Origin of the sequence: Campylobacter sp. CNRCH_2015_1657 (genome assembly GCF_025772685.1) — a bacterium.
Classification (GTDB): Bacteria; Campylobacterota; Campylobacteria; order Campylobacterales; family Campylobacteraceae; genus Campylobacter_D; species Campylobacter_D lari_D.
In genome coordinates, this window is record NZ_JAKMSO010000014.1 from 1 (window position 1) to 18,372 (window position 18,372).

Sequence of the window (18,372 nt, forward strand, 5' to 3'; positions counted from 1 at the left end):
AGCTATACTTGTAAAAATAACAATAGTAGTTTGAATATAAGCTATTTTTAAAGCAGGAGCTTCAATAACTTCTATATTTTCGCCCGCACAAGTTGTATAACCATCAACATTAACACAAATACCAAATCTATTGTTACCATTTTGTGTGGTATAGCTGAAAATATTATAATCACCAGCTTTTTCATAAGCTTTAGCAACTGTTATAATATCTGGATTTTGCTTATCGCTAACTAATGATTTGTCAGTTGAGGCAAATACAGTATAAGCTTGGTCAAATACGAAGGTTCTTCCTGGTAGTTCGCTAAATTCGTTTTGTAGATCTTTTACCAAAACATCAATAGCTAGTATACCTATAAATTTACCATCTTTGATTAATGGCATAGAGTAGGTAAAACATGGTAAACCAGTTGTTGCATCAATATAAGATGCGGTAATGTATAAGCCATTTTTCTTTCTAGCTTCTATATAAAATTCTCTTGTAGTAGCATCGTAATTATCTGCTTTTCCGTAAATTCCATAATCTAAGCCTTTGCTATCGCTATCTGGATCACTTACTATTAACTCACCGCTTGGCTGAGCTATATAAACAGCTAAATAACTATTCATATCTCTAACTGTTTTTAGTAAATTACCTGTATTATCCATAAGTTTTTCTTGAGTGTTAAGTTCGCTATATGGAAGCTTTAAGATGGCTTGAGAAAGTTTTTCCAAAGAATGCACATTGAGCTTTTTGAAATCTCTCATTGATTTTTCTGCAGTTCTTACATAATTAGTTTCAGCTTTTACTACCTCATAATTTAAGGCTTTTTTTGTAAAAATAAAACTAACAACGCCAAGTATTATAAGACATACTATAGCTATAATGTTTGCTATTAATGAAATTTTTAATTTGATACTTTTCATTAATTAAACTCCTTTGATGTTATGGTGAATTTTAAATGAGTTTATTATATCATTAAAAATTAAAAAAGAAACAAATATTATTTAAACGATAAATTTTTATAAAGAGTATTTAAGAGCCCAAAACATGCTTTTGAAAGTATAGTGTAAGTCTCATCAAAGTTCCCACTATACCAAGGATCAGGCACTTCGTCATATCCTAATTCTAAGGCAAAAGAAGTGATTTTATGAATTTTATGTTTTGCATTTGGAAAATTTTTAACTATATCATTATAATTAGAATTATCCATTACGATAATTAAATCATTATCCTCGCACATTTTTAAATTTAGTTTTTTACTGCAAAATGGCTTAGAATTTATATTTTTGTTATCTAATAAAGCTTTAGTTTTATAATGCATATCCTCCCCATCGTGGTAACCTGAAGTACCTGCACTAGAAATAATAAATTCATTATTTAAATTTGCTTTTGTTAAAAGATCCTTCATAATAAATTCGGCCATGGGAGAACGACAAATATTGCCTAAACAAACAAAAATAATTTTAGTCATATTTTTCCTTTTATTTTTGTGTAGTTTTTTCAAAATTATAGCAGTATTTCAAAATATTTTTAAAGATTAATTAAAACTAAGATATAATTTTTCATTAATGGGGAGCTTTTGCTGAGAGGAAGTATAACTTCGACCCTTGAGAAGTTTGGTAATGCAAACTTTGAATTCTTGCAAAAACTTTCCTTTTTTATAAAAAAAGGATAAAAATGATACAAGCAAAAACAAAAACTAAAATTCCTATCTTAACTATAGCAGGAAGTGATTGTAGTGGTGGAGCTGGCATACAAGCTGATTTAAAAACTTTTAGCGCTCATAATTTATTTGGTATGAGTGTAGTTTTAAGCGTTGTGGCTGAAAATACTGCAAGGGTGATTTCTTGTTTTGATATACCCACTAAGATAATAGATGAGCAAATGCTAGCAGTTTATGAAGACATAGAGCCAGCTGCTGTAAAAATTGGAATGCTAGGTTCAAAGGAAATCATAATTTGTGTAAAAGAAAATTTATTGCACTTTAAAGCTAAAAATGTAGTGATTGATCCTGTGATGTTTGCAAAAAATGGCTATGCTTTAATGCCTTTAGAAAATTGTCAGTTTTTTAAAGATGAAATTTTATCTTTAGCTGATGTACTTACTCCAAATATTCCCGAGGCTGAGTTTTTGTGTGATTTTAAAATACTTAATGAGGAGGATATGAAAAAAGCCGCTATAAAACTTCACAAAGAAGGTGCAAAAAGTGTTTTGATTAAAGGTGGACATAGTAAATATAACACCAATGATGTTTTTTATGATGGAAAGGAATTTAGTATTTTTAAAGCAGAAAAAATTAATACAAAAAATACACACGGCACAGGTTGTACATTAAGTTCAGCTATAGCTAGTAATCTTGCCTTAGGTAAAGAAAAACATGAAGCTATAAAACTTGCTAAAGATTATGTGTATGGAGCTATATTAAATTCTTTAGCACTTGGAAAAGGTTGTGGTCCGACTAATCATTTTTTTCAATATGACAAGGAGTAAAAATGATTATTAAAGCAGTAAGAGAAAAAAATCCTTTGATTCATCATATTACTAATTATGTTACAGCTAATGATTGTGCAAATGTAACTATAGCAATGGGAGCAAGTGCTGCTATGGCTGATTTTTATGAAGAGCAAGCTGATTTTGCTAGAATAAGTTCAGCCTTAGTATTAAACACAGGTACGATTAATCAGCTTATAGCAAATTCTATGTTAAAAGCAACTAAAGAATATACTTTATTAAATAAACCTATAATTTTTGATCCTGTTGCTTTGGGTGTGAGTAAGGCAAGAGATGGGATTAATTTTGAATTACTTAATCTAAAAGGTATTAGTATTGTTAAGGCAAATGCATCTGAAATGGCTAGTGTTATAGGTTTAGATGGTAAAGCAAGAGGGGTTGATAGTACTTTTGTAATCGATAATGAGTTTTTAGAAAAAGCTAAAGAATACTCTTATAAAACCAAGCGTGTTTTGGCTATAACTGGAAAAATTGATTATATTATAAATCAAGAGTATATTGCTAAAATTTATAATGGCTCAATCATGGCTACTAAGATAACTGGAGCAGGTTGTATGTGTGCTTCTTTGTGTGGAGTTTTTGCAGGAGCGTTAGAAGATAAATTTCAGGCTAGTTTATATGCTTTGCTTAGTTTTGGCATAGCTAGCGAAATCGCTCAAGAGCTTTCTAGTGGAAGTGGTAGTTTTAGAGTGAATTTAATCGATGCTTTAAGTAATTTAAATGATGAAGAAATTAAAAAAAGAGCCAAATATGAAATCATTTAAAATTTATCTTGTCGCAAGCAAGGGTGAAAAAAGCGAAAGCGAGTTTTTAAATATTTTAGAAGCTTCTTTGAAAGCTAAGATTGATATTTTACAACTTAGAGAGAAAAATCTTAGTACTTTAGAATTTTATAATCTTGCTTTAAAAGTTAAAGCTTTGTGTGAAAAATACAACACACCTTTTGTGATAAATGATAGAATCGATATAGCCATGGCTGTGAATGCAAATGGAGTGCATATAGGACAAAAGGATATGCCTTTAAAAAAAGCAAGGGAGCTTTTAGGCGAAGAAAAAATCATAGGGCTTACGATCAATCATAAAAATGATCTTATTGATACTCAAGGTGCTACTTATCTTGGAGTGGGGGCTGTTTTTGCTACGCCTAGCAAGCAAGATTGTGTTGTGCTTGGCATAGATGGATTAAAAGAAATTGCTAGTTTAGCTTCTTTACCTATTGTGGCTATAGGTGGGATAGATGAAGTTAATTTAAATTTGCTTAAAGATTGTAATATACAAGGTATAGCTGTGGTTAGAGCGATAATGCAAGCAAATGATCCTTATATAGCAACTTTAAATTTAAGATCAAATTTTGATAAAACTTTTATAGGAAAATAATGATTTATTTTATAGGGGATAAAGAATTTGATGGTGTTAAGACTATAAGATTAAATGAAATTAAATTTCTTGATTTTGAAGTTAATTTAAAGGAATTTGATTGTTTAATCATTAGCTCCAAGAATGCATTAAAAGCATTAATGTCAAGTAAAAACAAAATTGATTTTGATATTAAACTTTATGCTGTGGGAGAAAAAAGTGCTGATTTTGCAAAAGAGCTTGGCTTTAAAAATGTCAAATATCCTAGCAAGGCTTATGGTAAAAATTTAGCTAGTGAGTTTTTATCTGAGTTTAAAAATAAAAAATGTCTTTATTTAAGAGCGAAGAAAATTAGTTCAGGTCTTGATGAGTATTTACTGAAAGAAAATATCCTTTTAAAACAATTAATCGTTTATGAAAATATAGCCATAGAGCCTAAAAAAGATGAGTTAAAAATACATCATCCAAGTGTTTTTATCTTTAGCGCTCCTTCAAGCATAGAGCAATTTTTGAAATTTTTTGCATTAGAAAAAGAAGATAAAGTTGTAGTTATAGGTCAAAGCACAGCTTTAAAACTTCGTAATTTTAAAAATTTATATATATGTAAAGAACAAAATCTAAACTCTTGTTTAAAATTAGCTAAGAGTTTAGATTTTTAAAAGTTTTATATAATAAAAATGAAGCAATAAAAATCATACAAATATCACCCACTAAAGTGGCTAGCCAAACTCCATTTACTCCTAAAAATTGTGTTAGTATAAACAAGGATAAAAATGGGAAAATAAGACTTTGGGTAATAGAAATTCCTAAAGAAAGTAAGGGTTTATCAAGTGCTGTGAAAAATGAAGCGCAGAGTTTTCCAAACCAAGAAAATAAAAAAGAAAAAGAAAAAAATATTAAAGCATTTTGTGCTATATGGATAAAATCTTGATTGTCATCTTTGTTGAAAACACTTACTATAAGGTTATTGAATAAATAAACAAACAAAAATGCCATTGTACTTACACCCCAAGAAGCAAAAAACATTCTTTTAAAAATAGCTTGAATTCTTGCAATATTTTTGTGTCCATAATTATAACTTAATGCAGGTTGCATAGCATCACACATGGCCAAAACTAGCATGAAAACAAAAGTACTAAGATATAAAATCACAGAAAATGCTGCAACAGCTGTACTTCCAGAAAGTTTAAGCAAGAAAGCATTAGCTAAGATGGTATAAAAAGAGCTAGAAATATTAGAAAAAAATTCAGATGAGCCATTATAAAATATATTTTTTAGTATTTGTAGTTTAATTATCGGCTTTTTAAATTTTAAAACTAAATCTTTAAAAACAAAAGGTAATATCCCTAAAATGCTCCCTAAAAACATCCCTATACAAGTTGCTAAAGCTGCTGAAAAAAGTCCCCAATCAAAAATCACTATAAAAAGCCAATCAAGAAAAATATTACTCAAAGCAGTAATGATATTAACTATCATGCTATAAAAAGTTTTTCCACAGATTCTAAGATAATTATCCATGGCAAAAGCTAGCATAGTAAAGGGAGCAAAAATAGCAAAAATTTGCATATATTCAGTAGATAAGCTTTGAATATTCTCATCAGCTCCCATAAAAGCACTTAATGCTTTTGCTAAGAAAAATCCTAAAATTCCCATTAAACAAGAAATTGCAAAAATAAGAACTATACAAAAAGAAAAAATAGCTCTTGCTTTTTCAACTTTTCCTTTTCCTAGATTAATTGCTATTTGCACTGATGAGCCTATGGCTATCATATCAGCTAGAGCAAAGCTTATCATGATAAAAGGCATCATTAAATTCATAGCAGCAAGTGCATTTGAACCTAAATATCTTCCAACAAAAATTCCATCAATAATCACATAAAGATAAATAAAAGCCATACTCGCCATATTTGGCAAAGCACATTTTATAAATAGTTTGGTAGGATTTAATGTAGTGTAAAAATTATGTATTGACATAGCTTTCCTTATTAAAAATTATTTTATTTAAAATTTTATAGATAAAATAAATTTAATAAAGAGATTCTATACCTTCTATAATATCTTTAAAATATGGATCAACAATGATAATGAAAAAATCTTTGAAAAACATTTATATTACCCAAATTTTAAAAATACAATAGATATTTGGCATTATATTTAAGCTGTAATTATAAATTTCTTAATGTAAATTTTAATTTTTTTTAGACGATTTTTATAAACCCACAAAAAAGGAGCAAGGATGCAAATAAATTCGTATTCACGCGTGGCAGTAGAGTCGCAAGTTAGCAATAGGAAGGCTAATTTGAATACAAAACTTGAAGATGCCAATACTAAAAGTGCTAATAGCACAAAAGATATTGATGAGGATAAGCTTAGTAAGCTTGCTAGTATGGGAGGAAAAGGCATAACCGAGCTTTATGCTATGAATTTTATGCAGCAAGTATTTAGCATGAGTTCATCCAATGGTCTATCTCAGGCAGGGATTTTTCAAGGAGCTCAATCTAAGGATTCTTTAACAGCTATTTTATCAAATGTAGATTTTAAAGCTATAGGATATGAAGGTAAAGATATACTTAGTTTAAATGCTGATGAAGCAAAAGAGCTTATTGGGGAAGATGGATATTTTGGTGTAGCAAAAACATCTCAAAGATTGGCTGATTTTGTTATTAATGGGGCTGGTGAAGACATGGAAAAACTTCAAAAAGGTTTAGAGGGTCTAAAAGCAGGATTTGCACAAGCGGAAAAAATGTGGGGTGGCAAACTTCCTGATATCAGCTATGAGACAATTGATAAAGCTATTGAAACAGTAACTCAAAAAATTAACGAAATGGGTGGAAATTCTTTAGATATCAATGCATAAATTTATATCCCTAGTGTATAAACTAGGGATTTAGTCTATTTTTAAAACACTTAAAAATGCTTCTTGAGGTAAATGTACCTTACCAATAGCTTTCATTCTTTTTTTACCTTCTTTTTGTTTTTCAAGAAGTTTCCTTTTTCTAGTAATATCCCCACCATAACATTTTGCGGTTACATTTTTACCCATGGATTTTACATTTTCTCTTGCAATAATTTTATTTCCTATGCTTGCTTGGATAGCAACTTCAAAAAGCTGTCTTGGGACGATTTCTTTCATCGCTTTTACAAGCTCTCTGCCCTTGCTTAGTGCTTTTTCATTTGGCACTATGATGCTTAGTGCATCGACATTTTCACCAGCTACTTTAATATCAAGTTTTACAAGATCTCCCACTCTAAATTCAATAGGCTCATAATCAAAACTAGCATAGCCTTTGGTAAGTGATTTAAGTTTATCGTAAAAGTCCATAACGATTTCGTTTAAAGGTATATCATACTCAAGTAAAACGCGCTCAGGAGTGATGTAATCCATCTTAACTTGCATACCGCGTTTGCGATTTAAAAGAGTGATTAAATTCCCTAGGTATTCGCTTGGAGTTATGATAGTTGCTTTTACATAAGGTTCTTTTATATGATCGATTTTATTTACCGGAGGTAGTTCGCTTGGATTTTGAATTTTTAAAACTTCTCCATCGGTTTGATAAATTTCATAAGTAACAGTTGGAGCAGTAGCAATTAAATCAAGGTTAAACTCACGCTCAAGTCTTTCTTTAATAACCTCCATATGCAAAAGACCTAAAAAACCAACTCTAAAGCCAAATCCTAAAGCTAATGAAGTTTCAGGTTCATAAGTAATAGAACTATCATTAAGTTTTAATTTATCTAAAGCATCTCTTAAATCTTCAAATTTATCCGTTTCTATAGGATATAATCCTGCAAAAACAAAAGCTTTGGCTTTTTCAAAACCACCAATGGCTTCTTTTGCTTTATTTTTAGTTAGTGTTATGGTGTCACCTACTTGAACATCGGCGACATTTTTAAGTCCAAGCACGATAACACCCACTTCACCTGATTCTAATTTTTTAGTTTTTATAGGGCTTAATGGATGAGGATAGAAAAGATCTTGCACGAGATGTTTTTTATCTGTACTCATAACTAAAACTTCATCATTTTTAGCAATATTTCCCTCATAAATTCTAACTAAAGCCAAAGCTCCAAGATAATTATCAAACCAAGAATCATAAATTAAAGCTTTAGTAGGTGCTTCATCATCAGTTTTTGGCGCAGGAATTTTTGTGATGATAGTTTCTATGAGTTCTTTTATACCTACACCTGTTTTTGCGCTAACACAAATTGCATTAGAGCAATCAATTCCTATAATATGCTCTATTTCGTGTTTAACCTTTTCAATATCAGCCGAAGGAAGATCAATTTTATTAATCACTGGTATGATTTCAAGATCATTTTCTAAGGCTATATAAACATTGGCTATAGTTTGAGCCTCTACTCCTTGAGAAGCATCAACAACAAGTAAAGCCCCTTCGCAACTTGCTAAAGAGCGACTTACTTCATAGGAAAAATCAACATGGCCCGGAGTGTCTATTAAATTTAATACATATTCTTCATTGTTGAATTTATAATTTAAACGCACAGATTGAGCTTTTATAGTTATACCACGCTCTTTTTCTATATCCATAGTATCCATTACTTGGGCGCTCATTTGTCTATCGCTAATAGCTCCGCATTCGCTGATAATTCTATCAGCTAATGTGCTTTTACCATGATCAATATGAGCTATAATAGAGAAATTTCTAATATTTTTCATCAAAAAACCTTAAGATTGTCTCATTTTTCTTTTTGCTAGGCCTATTTGCTCATAAGCATCAATTTCTTTTTTCAAAGCTTTATATCTTTTTTTTAGCTCATTGTTTAAAAATGAAATGTTTTTAGGAGTAGCATTAGCATTGGCTGAAATAGCACTAATGAAATCAAGTTTTCTTTTAGTGGCGCTGTCTTTTGGATTAGATCCTAGTTTTTGTGAATTTAAAAATTGCAAAATTAAAGCTTGAATTTCTTGAGAGTTGTTTGCATTATTTGCTTTAGATATAAAATCTTCTATATTACTTATTTTTGGAGTTTTAGCTGGATTTGATTTGCTTGGTTGTTTTTCTTTGTGCATGAAAAATAATATTAAAAGAATTCCAAGTATGATAATTATCACTAAAGCTATAACTAAAAAAATAAAAAGAGAATTATTCATTTAAAACTTTCCTATAATTTTGTTGCATAAGATCTTTTAAAATAACTTGCTAAGCTTAATGCTACCATAAATAAAAATCCCCAATACACATAATCAGGAATTTTCACAGAATCTCCTGCTGCATAAGAATGCATACCAGTTAAAAAGTAATTTACACCAAAATAAGTCATGATAATTACCCAATATGCAAACATGGAGCAAACTGCAAAAATGTATTGATTTGCCCATTTTGGTACCATTCTAATGTGCAAAATAGCTGCATAAACTAAAATACTAATTAAAGCCCAAGTTTCTTTAGAGTCCCAACTCCAATATCTTCCCCAACTTTCATTTGCCCATATAGCACCTAAGAAATTTCCAACTGTAAGTAAGCAAAGTCCTAAAATCATAGCCATTTCGTTGATTCTTGTTGCTTCTGTAATATTTCTTAAAATGTTTTCATTATGTTTGCCATTGATTTTTAGCATACATAATAAAATAAGTACAAATATACCCAACAATGCACATAATCCTAAAAATCCATAGCTAGCAGTAATAACCGAAACATGTATTGTTAGCCAATAAGATTGCAACACAGGAACTAAATTGGTAATTTGCGGATCCATTTGGCTAAGATGAGCCACACCTAAAGTAACTCCTGCTAAAATAGAGGTTAAAGAAAGTGCAATAGGGCTTTTTCTTGAAAAGAAAATTCCAGATAATGATAAAGCCCAAGCTATATAAACCATGCTCTCATATGCATTACTCCATGGAGCGCGACCTGCTATATACCAACGCAAAGCCAAACCTAGAGTATGGATGAAAAATGCCACAATGTTAAACACATAAACACATTTAAATATAAAATCAATGCGAATTTTTGGCAGGAGCATTTTAACAAAAACTATAATCAAAAGTAAAAATCCAGCGCATAAATAAAGCGGAGCAAGATTTACAAAAATTTGACTTTTGTTGAAAAAGATTTCTGTATTAATTTTTTTAGCACTTGGCATAACTTCATGCCCGTATTTTTCTTGGTAATTTTTGATAATATTTAAATTTTTAGTTGCTTCATCCCAGTTGTTATGTACAATAGAATTACTAACTGCATTGAAATAATTTTCTAAAATGCTTCTTACTTCTTTACCTTCTTCGCCTTTTAATCCTATATATGCTTCGCGTGGTGCCACCCATTGATTATTGGTGCTATTTTGTAGTGGAATAAATTTAAAAATATCTCCTGAAAAAATTAAATTTACAATATTTACTCTTTCATCAAGCTTGATTATTTCTTTATCAAAAACACTTCTACGATTTGGATTTTTTCTATTAGCATTTTCTACATATTTTTGTAGTTTATAAGCATCTGTAGTGAAAAAATCTTTAAAACTAGTATAAGCTCTAGGTTCAATACCTAAAATTTTAGAAATTTCTTCATTAACCAAGCGACTTGTTGGCATAAATATAATATCTTTATCATACCATGCACTGCCATCAAAAATCATTGATATGATAGCTGCTTCGGCACTTTGGCCTTGAAAGGTTGTGTTTTTGTATATTTTTTCTAAAACTTCCATAGCTAAAGTATTAAAAGGAACCATTCTACCATCAGGTTTTTGCACTACCAAAGAAGCAAGTTCTTTAGCATGTGTTTCATCTACCTTGATGGGTTCATTTGCATAAGTATTTTGGCTTGCAAAAAAAACTAATATAAATGTCAATATCGCACTTGTTTTTTTCAAGGTGTCTTGATTGATTAATTTAGCTAAAGTCCTAAATCTTGAATGGGGATTTAAAATATTTAAAAACATTCCTAATGTAAGTAAAAAATATCCAATATATGTAGGAATTTTACCCGGATCTTTATTAACTGAAAGTATGGTGCCAAGCTCATCTTGATCATAAGAACTTTGGTAAAATCTATAACCTTGATAATCTAAAACATTATTCATGAAAATCTTATATTCTAATTTTTGTTCGGCATTATCAATTTCCACATAACTTGCATAAGACATAGGCGACATCGAACCAGGATAGCGTTCTAGTTCAAAGTCTTTTAAGTACATTTCAAATGGCATTTCTATTCCTTTAGGACCCCATCTTAAAAAGAAAGGTTGACCTGCTACATCAATACGGATAGGCGAGTTGTATTCTACTAGGAAAACTTCTTTAGATTCTCCTTTATAGCTTAATTTTAATTTTAAAGCATTAATAGCATTTTCTGAAAGTTGAGTTGGCATATATTTAGTGCTTTGTGCAAAGTCTTTGAAATTATTTAATAAAGAATTATTCCAGTATTTTGCCTCACCAAATAAAGAAATCAAAGCATTGCGTCCTAGCTCTATCCAACTATTTTTAAACCAAGTAAAAAAGCTTTCATCTTGAGCTTGATTAACGCCTTCTAAGGTTTTTTTACCATGTAAAGAAGCAAATTTTACCACTAAATTAATATCATTAAAAGAATATAATCTTAAATCTTTAGCTTGTGCTTTTTGATTTGCTTTTAAAATGTTTTCTTTACCATCACTCATTGACATGTATTTTAAATCAAAATCAGCACTAAGCTTTAGATCTTTATCAATTTTTATATAAGGACTTGGAGCAGAGTCGTTTAAAAATGCTATATTGACACCATTGATATTTTTTATATCCCCTGCTTGAAAAAGCAATTCTTTAGATTCGTTATTTTGTGAAAGCATTAAAGATAAAAGAGGAGCAGAGTTGTTATCATCGATATAAATTTCTTTTGCATCTAAAATCAAATTTTCATATGAAATTTGAGCCTTTTCATCGGGTAGTATTAAATCAAATGAAAAATCATTTACAAAAGGTAAAGTGGCAATATATTCAGATTTTGCAGCACTATATACTTTATCATCTTTTAAGGTTGCTATGTAGATATAACTTTTTGAGGTTTCAATGATATTATTTTTTTCGTTTTCCCTAATGTGTAAATTTCCTTCAAATCCCATATATCTAGTCATAGCCGAGCCTAGTAATATAAATAAAAATGAGATATGAAAGATTAAAAGCGGTATTTTTCTCTTGTTAAACATTTTATATTTAAAAAGAGCTGTTAAAAGATTGATTCCTAGTATGAGTTGTATAAAGCCAAACCAAGATGTTCCATATATCATGGCCCATGCTGTTGGAGTATTGTAAGCACTTTCTATAAAAGTAGCTAGAGCGCAAAATAGGGCAAAAATTAAAAATAAAAAAATAGAAATTTTTATATCCCCAAAAGCTAAAAGTTGTCTTCTCATGATTTAAGCTCCAAGGTATTTTTTTCTAATCTCATCATTACCGATAAGATCTTTTGCAGGTGCATGCATAGCGATTTTACCATTTTCTAGAACATAAGCATAATCGCTGATTTTTAAAGCTGAAAATGCATTTTGTTCCACCAATAAAATAGTAATACCTTCTTCTTTTAATTTGACTATAATATCAAAAACCTCTCCAACTATTTTTGGAGCAAGCCCTAGCGAAGGTTCATCTAGCATTAAAAGTTTTGGCTCACTCATAAGAGCTCTTGAAATAGCTAGCATTTGAGCTTCTCCACCGCTTAGAGTTCCCGCTAATGCATTTTTTTTATCTTTTAATCTTGGGAAAAGTCTATACATTTGATTTTTCAAATGTTCGTAGTTTTCTGCATTATTAAAAGCACCAATTTTTAAATTTTCTTCTATAGTGAGATTTATAAAAACTCTTCTTCCTTCAGGTACCAATGCTATACCTTTTTGTACTAAAGTATGAGGTAAATGTCTTTGAGTGTCATAACCTAAAAAACTTACTTCACCAGTTTTTTTAACACAATTTAGCATTGCATTAAGTGTTGATGTTTTTCCTGCACCATTTGAGCCTATCAAGCTAACTATACTTCCTGTTTTTATGGTGAAATCTATACCTTTAACAGCTTCTATTAAGCCATAATAAACATGTAAATCTTTAACTACTAGCATTAAAATCTCCCAAATATGCACTAATTACTTCAGGATTTTGAACAGCATCACTTGGCTTTCCTTCAAAAATAGTCTTACCATAATCAAGCACCATAACCCTATCGCAAAGCTTATTTACAAATTTCATATCATGCTCAATAAGCAAAACACTGATTTTTTTATTATTTCTTATATCAAAAATCAATTCAGCCAAATCATCGCTTTCTGTTGAATTCATACCTGCTGCTGGTTCATCTAACAATAAAAGTTTAGGATTTGTTGCTAAAGCTCTTGCTATTTCAACTTTTCTTTGTTGTCCATAACTTAAACTAGTGGCCCTTTCATCAGCCAAATGAGCAATATTGAGTTGTTCTAAAATTTCATAAGCTGCTTTTTTTGCGTTTTTTTCTGCTTTGGAGAATCTTCCCAAATGTAAAAAAGCTTCAAAAATATTATATTTAATACTCTTATCAAAACCAATTAATACATTTTCTAAAACACTCATGCTAGAAAAAAGTCTAATATTTTGAAAAGTTCTTGCTACGCCTAGATGAACTATTTTGTGCGGCTTTAAATGGTCAATCTTTTTTCCTAGAAAAAATACTTCTCCACTGCTTGGTTTATAATTTCCTGTAATAATATTAAATAGTGTCGTTTTTCCTGCACCATTTGGACCTATAAGTCCAAAAATTTCGCTTTCTTTTATAGTAAAAGAAGTATTTGCTATAGCACTAACTCCACCAAAATTTTTATGGATTTTTTTAAGCTCTAAAATCATTTTTTATTCCTTTTAGAAAACTTAAATAAAATATCTGTTAATTCTTTATCGCCCATTATTCCTCTTCTTGCAAAAAGCATTACTAAAATCAATATAACAGAAAACACAACCATTCTAAGACCAGGCATGGCAGGAGTTTCATAACCAAAAATATTCATACTCTCATCTAAAAATCTTAAATACTCACTTCCGCCTATTACTAAAATAGCTCCTATGATAGCACCAGTAGTTGAACCTAAGCCGCCTAAAACAATGATGATTAAAAGCTGAAAAGTAAATAAAAAGTCAAATTGTTCAGGTGAAACTGAAGCTAGTGCGCAAGCTAATAAGCCTCCTCCAACACCTTCTAAAAATGCTGAAGTACTAAAGGCTAAGGTTTTAATATTAAAAGTGTTAATACCCATTGCTAATGCTGCATCTTCATCATCTCTTACAGCTTTCATGGCTCTACCAAATTTTGAACTAACAATATTTAAGATGATAATAACAGAAAATATAGCAATCCCACCACTCCAGTATAAGGTAGTATGTTTAGGAATATCGTTTAAGCCCAAAGAGCCATTTGTAACAGAAGCAAAGTTAATTGCCATAAGCTTGATAATAATTCCAAAGCCTAGTGTTACAATAGCTAAATAATCTCCTCTAACTCTAAATACTGCAAAGGCTAAAACTAAAGATAAAAGCATAGCACAAACCCCAGCAGCAAGTAAAGCTACAATAAAGCTTGGCGAATGAATCATCAAAATAAAACTACTTGGATCCTCTAAAGAAAACTGATCGATTTTGCTTTCACTTGTAAGTAAAACTAAGGCTGCAACATAAGCTCCTATAGCTACAAAACCATTTGGCTCTAATGAAAATTGTCCTGTAACCCCATTGATAAGATTATAACTTACCGCTAAGATTACAAAAATAGCAATATTGCTTAAAATTCCTATTTTATAATCGTTAAAAAAATAAGGAGATATAAAAAGAAAAGCAAGCGCTATAATAAAGAAACTTAAATGTGTAATTTTTCTTGCAATCATTTTAAAACCTACTTTTTTCAAAATTAATACCCAAAATTCCAGTTGGTTTAAAAAGTAAAATTAATACCAAAAAGATAAATGCAAATGCATCTTTAAAACCAGAAAGATCAGGGAAAATAGCAACAACAACAACCTCTGTAAAACCTATAATCAAACCACCTAAAACTGCTCCGGCAACAGAACCAATACCACCTAAAACAGCAGCGCCAAAGGCCTTAAGTCCTATAAGAGTTCCCATGCTAGGTTCAACAGAAGGATAACTAACAGCCCAAAAAATACCACCAATAGCAGCTAAAGCTGAACCTAGTGCAAATACAATAGCGATAATACGATTTGCATCAATTCCCATTAAATTTACAGTATGAATATCAAAAGCTAAAGCCCTAATAGCAATGCCATATTTGCTTTTATAAAGTATGAATAAAACCACTAATAATATAAAAAATGTCAAAATAGGCACTAAAATACTATTAACACTAATGCTGATATTATTAAAATTAATCACTGTTTCAAGATAACTTGGCACAGGAAAATACTTTGGTGTTGAGCCAAATAAAACATTAAATACATTTTGTATTAAAAAACTTATACCTATGGCTGTGATAAGTAAAGAAATTCTAGGTGCTTTTCTTAGAGGTTTATAAGCTACTCTATCAATAGCTATACCTAAGGCTGCCGCAAATAACATAGCTAAAGAAAGAGCGCCTAAGAAAGGTACATTCATGCTTGTAACACAAAATAAAGCTGAATATGCACCCACCATCATAATATCACCATGTGCGAAATTAATCAGTCTTAAAACACCATAAACCATTGTATAGCCTATGGCGATAAGTGCATACATACTGCCTAAACTAAATCCATTTATAATTTGCTGTAAAATTAAAGAACTATCCATTGAACCTCTTAAAATTTTTTATTTATGGTAGAATCGAGTCTTTATAAACTTGTTTTTGATTCTCTATTGATTTTATAACAATTGAGCGCGTGGCATTGCCTGTTTTGTCTATACTAATCACCCCGCTAACACCTTCAAATTTAGAAGTAGCATGAATGTTGTTGTTGATACATTCACTATTGAAATCATCAACGCATTTTTGCATAGCTTCAAAGATTACAAAATATGCATCTGCACCCATAGCTGTAAAATTTGGAACTTCTTTGCTTTGTTTTTCTTTTTCATAGGCTAATATAAAGTCTTTTGAAAGCTCTGTTGGAGGGTTATTATAATCAAAACTATCTGTAAATAAATATCCTTCTGCTGCATCTTGAGCTAGATTGATAAAAGTTTCATCGGCAACTCCATCTGCTGAACCCATAGGAATATTAACACCCATTGCTTTTGCTTGACGTGCGAACAAGGAAGCCTCAGTATAATATACTGGAAGATAAATAAAATCAGGTTTTAAATTTTTAACTTGAGAAAGTATAGCTTTAAAATCTTTATCGCCTGCTGTAATTCTAAATTTATCTAAAATTTTTCCACCTTGTTTGCTAAATTCTTTTTCAAAGGCCCTAGTTAAACCCAAAGAATAATCTGTGCTTTGATCACTGATAATCACAGCTTTAGTGTAATTTAACTTATTTTTTACATAATTAGCCAAAGATGAGCCTTGAAAACTATCCATAAAACAAACTCTGCTAGCATATAATTTTTTATTTAAAATTTTATCAGCAGTAGCTGCAGGAGCAACCACTGGTATCTTTTTTTCCTCGCCAATTCTTATCACTTGTAAAGTATTAGCTGTTAGCATTTCTCCAATAAGTGCATAAGCTTTATTTTGCGAAATTAATCTTGTGCTAGCATTTGCACTTTCTATTTTATCACCTTTTGTATCTACTACAACAAGATTTACCTTATCACCATTACTTAAAGTATTTTTCATAGAATTTGCAATTTTCACTCCATCTAAAGCACTTTGACCATAAGCTGCAGTAGATCCTGTTAGAGGTAAAACTACGCCAATGTTAATTTCTTTTGCCTGTATGATATTACAAGCTATGATAGACAATATAGCTATACTAATTTTTTTCATAGTTTAACCTTTCAAGGATTAATAATAGTTTTATAAACTTGTTTTTGTTCTTGTATTTCTTTTATAACTACAGAACGACTTGCATTGCCACTAGCATCTATGCTTATAACTCCACCTACGCCTTCAAAATTATTAGTAGAATGAATTTTTTCATTAATGCATTGTGCGTTAAGATTATTAGCACATTCATTCATTGCATTTACCATCACATAATAAGCATCAGCCCCCATAGCAGAAAATGCTGGAAGCTCTTTGGTGCCATGATCTTTTTCATAAGCATTGATGAAATTTTTAGACAAAGTTGTTGGTGGATTGTTATAGTCAAAACTATCGGTAAAGATTACTCCATTTACAGCATCACCCCCAAGTTCAATAAATGTTTTATTATTTACCCCATCACCTGCACTTAAAAGTTTATTAAAACCAACTGCTTTTGCTTGTCTTGCTATTAAAGCTGCTTCTGGATGGTAAATTGGCATATAAACAAAGTCAGGATTGATACTTTTAAGTTGTGAAACAATAGCTTTAAAGTCTTTATCACCCGATGAGATGGTTAATTTTTTAAGTATTTTCCCGCCATTTTGTTTAAATTCTTTTTCAAAGGCTCTTGCTAAGCCTAGTGAATACACATTGCTTTGATCAACTATTACAACTACAGTTTTTAAATTTAAATCTTTGTATGCATAGTTTGCAAATTTATCTCCTTGGAAGCTATCCATAAAACAAACTCTACTAGCGTAGCTTTTTTTATCCAAAAGTTTATCGCCTGAAGCAACAGGGGCTATTACTGGGATTTTTCTTTCTTCAGCTATAGATAAAACTTGCATAGTATTTGGTGTAACAGCTTCACCTATAAGTCCTAAAACTTTATCTTGAGAGATAAGTCTAGTGGTGGCATTTGCTGCTTCTATTTTATCACCTTTTGTATCTATGGCTATAATTTTAACATTATCTCCGTTTTTTAAATTTGGATTTAATGTATTAGCTAGTTTGATACCTTCATACACATCATTACCATAAGCCGCTAAAGCGCCAGTAAGTGGTAAAATAACTCCTATTTTTACTTCCGCAGCATAAATTGAACTAGCACAAAGCAAGCTAGCTAGCAGTAGATTTTTTCTCATGAAAACTCCTTTTTTTATTTTAAAAATGTATTATGTTTTGTTTTTGGTGCAGGTTCTTCTTCTAAAAGATCTTTTTGATTAAGCTCGATAGAAAAATTTTGCCCCTTTAAGTAAGCTATAATGTGATCCATATCACTTCCGCTTAATTTTTTGGCGTATATGCTCATTTGAATGTTATCGCTTGATTGATCTTCAAAATATCCATTAGCATAGTCTTTTAAGGCACCTTTGATTTCTTCTGGACTTAAGTCTTTAATAGCTTTTTTGCCATAAGAATTTTTTTCTCCATTTTCTCCGTGACAGGTGTTACATTTGTTTTTAAAGTATATTTCTTTAGCTTTTTTTAAATCATAGCTAATATTATCATTAAAAGTATAAGTAAATAAAGACTTTACATTAAAAGCCATTAAAGAATTTATAAAAAAAATACTAATTATAAATGAGCGTAACATAATATGCCTTTTTTAAATATAAATAAAGCTCGATTATATCTAAAAAAAATAAACAATTTTATCTCAATCTCGCT

General features: G+C 30.4%; 18 protein-coding genes. 5 read left to right on the forward strand and 13 right to left on the reverse strand.

The genetic code is table 11. From position 1 onward, the window contains the following. Together L8X27_RS07585 and L8X27_RS07590 are read right to left on the reverse strand one after the other, a co-directional pair. The coding region (locus tag L8X27_RS07585) for a PDC sensor domain-containing protein (protein WP_263671823.1) at positions 1-903 on the reverse strand (903 nt) is incomplete at its 3' end. 77 nt (positions 904-980) lie between these two features. Then, positions 981-1,451: a low molecular weight protein-tyrosine-phosphatase gene (locus L8X27_RS07590; RefSeq protein WP_263660840.1), complete on the reverse strand. Its 471-nt coding sequence runs from the start codon at positions 1,449-1,451 to the stop codon at positions 981-983. Between the two features lie 206 nt (positions 1,452-1,657). Here L8X27_RS07590 and thiD point away from each other — a divergent pair, with 206 nt between their 5' ends. The 4 genes from thiD to L8X27_RS07610 are packed head-to-tail and all read left to right on the forward strand — an operon-like array spanning position 1,658 to position 4,506. Then, positions 1,658-2,470, forward strand: a complete 813-nt coding sequence (gene thiD / locus L8X27_RS07595; protein WP_404842202.1) for a bifunctional hydroxymethylpyrimidine kinase/phosphomethylpyrimidine kinase — start codon at positions 1,658-1,660, stop codon at positions 2,468-2,470. 2 nt (positions 2,471-2,472) lie between these two features. Then, positions 2,473-3,255, forward strand: coding sequence for a hydroxyethylthiazole kinase (thiM, locus tag L8X27_RS07600; protein WP_263663018.1), 783 nt, complete (start codon positions 2,473-2,475; stop codon positions 3,253-3,255). After that, positions 3,242-3,868: a thiamine phosphate synthase gene (gene thiE, locus L8X27_RS07605; RefSeq protein WP_263671821.1), complete on the forward strand. Its 627-nt coding sequence runs from the start codon at positions 3,242-3,244 to the stop codon at positions 3,866-3,868. The genes thiM and thiE overlap by 14 nt, the downstream gene beginning before the upstream one ends. Beyond that, the gene (locus L8X27_RS07610; protein WP_318529413.1) at positions 3,865-4,506 is read left to right on the forward strand and encodes a uroporphyrinogen-III synthase; all 642 of its coding nucleotides are present in this window, start codon (positions 3,865-3,867) and stop codon (positions 4,504-4,506) included. Before thiE ends, L8X27_RS07610 begins: the two co-directional genes overlap by 4 nt. Here the strand turns inward: L8X27_RS07610 and L8X27_RS07615 are convergent. Continuing rightward, positions 4,487-5,815 (reverse strand): MATE family efflux transporter, encoded by a 1,329-nt coding sequence (locus tag L8X27_RS07615; RefSeq protein ID WP_263671825.1) that lies wholly within the window; start codon positions 5,813-5,815, stop codon positions 4,487-4,489. The two genes, L8X27_RS07610 and L8X27_RS07615, sit on opposite strands and share 20 nt — an antisense overlap. A gap of 268 nt (positions 5,816-6,083) precedes the next feature. Here L8X27_RS07615 and L8X27_RS07620 point away from each other — a divergent pair, with 268 nt between their 5' ends. After that, positions 6,084-6,704 carry a hypothetical protein gene (locus L8X27_RS07620; protein WP_133319834.1) on the forward strand — a complete coding sequence of 207 codons (621 nt, stop codon included), beginning with the start codon at positions 6,084-6,086 and terminating at the stop codon, positions 6,702-6,704. Positions 6,705-6,734: 30 nt separating this feature from the next. Here the strand turns inward: L8X27_RS07620 and lepA are convergent, their stop codons facing one another. The 10 genes from lepA to L8X27_RS07670 are packed head-to-tail and all read right to left on the reverse strand — an operon-like array spanning position 6,735 to position 18,301. Continuing rightward, positions 6,735-8,525, reverse strand: a complete 1,791-nt coding sequence (gene lepA, locus L8X27_RS07625) for a translation elongation factor 4 (protein WP_039628652.1) — start codon at positions 8,523-8,525, stop codon at positions 6,735-6,737. A 9-nt stretch (positions 8,526-8,534) separates the two neighbouring features. Continuing rightward, positions 8,535-8,960 (reverse strand): hypothetical protein, encoded by a 426-nt coding sequence (locus tag L8X27_RS07630; protein ID WP_133319835.1) that lies wholly within the window; start codon positions 8,958-8,960, stop codon positions 8,535-8,537. Between the two features lie 11 nt (positions 8,961-8,971). Next, the gene (gene ccsB / locus L8X27_RS07635) at positions 8,972-12,202 is read right to left on the reverse strand and encodes a c-type cytochrome biogenesis protein CcsB (RefSeq protein ID WP_263681173.1); all 3,231 of its coding nucleotides are present in this window, start codon (positions 12,200-12,202) and stop codon (positions 8,972-8,974) included. A 3-nt stretch (positions 12,203-12,205) separates the two neighbouring features. After that, positions 12,206-12,901 carry an ABC transporter ATP-binding protein gene (locus tag L8X27_RS07640; RefSeq protein ID WP_133319837.1) on the reverse strand — a complete coding sequence of 232 codons (696 nt, stop codon included), beginning with the start codon at positions 12,899-12,901 and terminating at the stop codon, positions 12,206-12,208. Then, positions 12,888-13,658 (reverse strand): ABC transporter ATP-binding protein, encoded by a 771-nt coding sequence (locus L8X27_RS07645; protein ID WP_263671814.1) that lies wholly within the window; start codon positions 13,656-13,658, stop codon positions 12,888-12,890. The genes L8X27_RS07640 and L8X27_RS07645 overlap by 14 nt, the downstream gene beginning before the upstream one ends. Then, positions 13,655-14,686 (reverse strand): branched-chain amino acid ABC transporter permease, encoded by a 1,032-nt coding sequence (locus tag L8X27_RS07650; RefSeq protein ID WP_133319839.1) that lies wholly within the window; start codon positions 14,684-14,686, stop codon positions 13,655-13,657. Before L8X27_RS07650 ends, L8X27_RS07645 begins: the two co-directional genes overlap by 4 nt. A 1-nt stretch (position 14,687) precedes the next feature. Then, a complete protein-coding gene (locus tag L8X27_RS07655) occupies positions 14,688-15,584 on the reverse strand; it encodes a branched-chain amino acid ABC transporter permease (RefSeq protein WP_220566316.1) in 897 nt (298 codons plus the stop codon). A gap of 22 nt (positions 15,585-15,606) precedes the next feature. Further along, positions 15,607-16,722, reverse strand: a complete 1,116-nt coding sequence (locus L8X27_RS07660) for an ABC transporter substrate-binding protein (RefSeq protein ID WP_263671812.1) — start codon at positions 16,720-16,722, stop codon at positions 15,607-15,609. An 11-nt stretch (positions 16,723-16,733) separates the two neighbouring features. Continuing rightward, positions 16,734-17,846 (reverse strand): ABC transporter substrate-binding protein, encoded by a 1,113-nt coding sequence (locus tag L8X27_RS07665; protein ID WP_263671811.1) that lies wholly within the window; start codon positions 17,844-17,846, stop codon positions 16,734-16,736. 14 nt (positions 17,847-17,860) lie between these two features. Further along, entirely contained in the window at positions 17,861-18,301 is a 441-nt protein-coding gene (locus L8X27_RS07670; RefSeq protein ID WP_412175109.1) for a c-type cytochrome, read from the reverse strand. Positions 18,302-18,372: the final 71 nt, after the last annotated feature.

Bases quoted from the DNA above. Each gene is read 5' to 3' on its own strand.
- L8X27_RS07590 (WP_263660840.1), bottom strand. From the start codon at position 1,451: ATGACTAAAATTATTTTTGTTTGTTTAGGCAATATTTGTCGTTCTCCC.
- thiD (WP_404842202.1), top strand. From the start codon at position 1,658: ATGATACAAGCAAAAACAAAAACTAAAATTCCTATCTTAACTATAGCA.
- thiM (WP_263663018.1), top strand. From the start codon at position 2,473: ATGATTATTAAAGCAGTAAGAGAAAAAAATCCTTTGATTCATCATATT.
- thiE (WP_263671821.1), top strand. From the start codon at position 3,242: ATGAAATCATTTAAAATTTATCTTGTCGCAAGCAAGGGTGAAAAAAGC.
- L8X27_RS07620 (WP_133319834.1), top strand. From the start codon at position 6,084: ATGCAAATAAATTCGTATTCACGCGTGGCAGTAGAGTCGCAAGTTAGC.
- lepA (WP_039628652.1), bottom strand. From the start codon at position 8,525: ATGAAAAATATTAGAAATTTCTCTATTATAGCTCATATTGATCATGGT.
- L8X27_RS07630 (WP_133319835.1), bottom strand. From the start codon at position 8,960: ATGAATAATTCTCTTTTTATTTTTTTAGTTATAGCTTTAGTGATAATT.
- ccsB (WP_263681173.1), bottom strand. From the start codon at position 12,202: ATGAGAAGACAACTTTTAGCTTTTGGGGATATAAAAATTTCTATTTTT.
- L8X27_RS07640 (WP_133319837.1), bottom strand. From the start codon at position 12,901: ATGCTAGTAGTTAAAGATTTACATGTTTATTATGGCTTAATAGAAGCT.
- L8X27_RS07645 (WP_263671814.1), bottom strand. From the start codon at position 13,658: ATGATTTTAGAGCTTAAAAAAATCCATAAAAATTTTGGTGGAGTTAGT.
- L8X27_RS07650 (WP_133319839.1), bottom strand. From the start codon at position 14,686: ATGATTGCAAGAAAAATTACACATTTAAGTTTCTTTATTATAGCGCTT.
- L8X27_RS07655 (WP_220566316.1), bottom strand. From the start codon at position 15,584: ATGGATAGTTCTTTAATTTTACAGCAAATTATAAATGGATTTAGTTTA.
- L8X27_RS07660 (WP_263671812.1), bottom strand. From the start codon at position 16,722: ATGAAAAAAATTAGTATAGCTATATTGTCTATCATAGCTTGTAATATC.
- L8X27_RS07665 (WP_263671811.1), bottom strand. From the start codon at position 17,846: ATGAGAAAAAATCTACTGCTAGCTAGCTTGCTTTGTGCTAGTTCAATT.